Source organism: Limnospira sp. PMC 1279.21 (assembly GCF_032349615.1).
Lineage (GTDB): Bacteria > Cyanobacteriota > Cyanobacteriia > Cyanobacteriales > Microcoleaceae > Limnospira > Limnospira fusiformis.
Window position 1 is genome coordinate 1 of sequence record NZ_JARPLU010000414.1, and the last position, 1,155, is coordinate 1,155.

Below are 1,155 nucleotides of genomic sequence, written 5' to 3' on the forward strand. Positions count from 1 at the left end.
GGTTATTTCAGGCATTGCAGCCTTATTTCACTCCTAAACGTCTCGCACTGGTAGGTTTATACTGGCATTCAAGTCACGATCTATCGCCAGACCGCAGTTTGGACATTCAAAAGTCCGACGGACTAGGGGCATTTGTTGACGATGGCCACAGTTAGAACAAAGTTGACTGGATGGATAAAATCTATCGGCAATAATCAACTTTGAACCATAACGTTCTGCCTTGTAACCTAGTTGCCGACGGAACTCATAAAATGAAGCATCAGCGATAGAACCCGCCAAACAATGATTTTTCAGCATACCTGACACATTCAAATCTTCAATGACGACTTGGCTGTGGTTTTTAGCCAAAAAAGTAGTTATTTTATGAATGGTGTCCCGCCGAATGTTTGCTACTCTTTGATGTAGCTTTTGAACTTTTAAGAGACATTTGGCCCAATTTTTCGAGCCTTTGACTTTGCGACTTAAATGACGTTGTAATCGAGCTAGTTTTTTGGTGGCTGCTTTATAAGCCTTGGGATTAGAGAATTGGGTCCCATCGGAGCAAGTCGCCCAATTGTTAATTCCTAGGTCTACCCCGATTCTCTCTCGATATTTCGGTGTAATTTCTGGCGTGATTTCTACGAAAAAGCTCATATACCAGTCACCTGCTTGGCGCGTTATAGTGACTTTCTTAACCCAACTTTCGGGTAGAGCCTCAAATGTAGAAACCCAGCCCACAAAAGGCAGCTTATGGCGAGTTCCTGACAACTTGAATGGCTTTCCGGAATTGTCAAGGGTAAAGCTATCATGGTAGCCTTTCTTCTTAAATTTAGGATAACTGCTTATTCCCTTGAAGAAGCGCTTAAAGGCATCCCCTAGATTAATGAAGGCATATTGATCAACTTTAGAAGACAATTCGGACATCCAAGGATATTGAGGTTTCACATAATTAGTAAAAACCTTTTTAATGGAGTTTATATTAGGCTTGAGTCCCTCTTCATAAGCTGACCTCCATAAGTGTAATCCCCAATTAAACACGAACCGAGCATAACCCGCGTGTTTGGCCATCAAGGTGCGATGACGGTCATTGAGTTTGAGTTTTGTCCGGAAAGCTTTGTAAGGGTTATGGTCGAAAGGGAAGTCGCCTTCCCCAACTCCAATTCAAAACCGTGCTTG

Annotated in this window: 1 protein-coding gene; it reads right to left on the bottom strand. The window is 42.5% G+C overall.

Going from position 1 to position 1,155, the window contains the following annotated elements:
- Positions 1–33: 33 nt before the first annotated feature.
- Positions 34–1,047 (bottom strand): RNA-guided endonuclease TnpB family protein, encoded by a 1,014-nt coding sequence (locus P5683_RS25060; RefSeq protein WP_315642104.1) that lies wholly within the window; start codon positions 1,045–1,047, stop codon positions 34–36.
- Positions 1,048–1,155 lie beyond the last annotated feature (108 nt).

Coding starts and splice junctions, on each gene's coding strand:
- P5683_RS25060 (WP_315642104.1), bottom strand. CDS start 1,047: ATGGCCAAACACGCGGGTTATGCTCGGTTCGTGTTTAATTGGGGATTA.